The following is a 396-nucleotide window of genomic DNA, read 5'->3' as shown; positions in this document are numbered from 1 at the left end:
ACCATGCCGAGGCCGACCTGCTGATCGCCGACTACCACCTCGACGACGAGCGCAATGGCGTCGACGCGGTTGCGCAGATCAACGCGCGGCGTAGCACGCCGCTACCGGCGCTGATGATCACCGCCAACTACAGCAATGAGCTCAAGCAGCAGATGCGCGAGCTGGGCCATAGCCTGCTGCACAAGCCGGTGCGACCGATGAAGCTGAAGGCGGCGATGAGTCATTTGATGGAGCGTGGAGCGGGTGTTTGATCGCGGGTCATATCCGTAGGGTGCTGCCTGTTCAGCGGACAGGTTTACAGGTCGTGAGTCGCAATCGGACGATATTTGTAGGAGCCGGCTTGCCGGCGATCAGGCCACGGATACATGGATCGCCCGCAAGCGGGCTCCTACAACA

1 protein-coding gene is annotated in these 396 nt (G+C 61.6%); it reads left to right on the top strand.

Annotated features, from left to right (window positions below):
* Positions 1-251 (top strand): hypothetical protein (locus L7A20_RS11870; RefSeq protein WP_237223686.1); only part of this gene is annotated, 251 nt, incomplete at its 5' end.
* Positions 252-396 lie beyond the last annotated feature (145 nt).

Source organism: Rothia nasimurium (assembly GCF_928381415.1).
GTDB classification, from domain to species: Bacteria; Actinomycetota; Actinomycetes; order Actinomycetales; family Micrococcaceae; genus Rothia; species Rothia nasimurium_H.
Note: the sequence above shows the minus strand (reverse complement) of the source record. Positions and strands in the feature narration are given on the sequence as shown.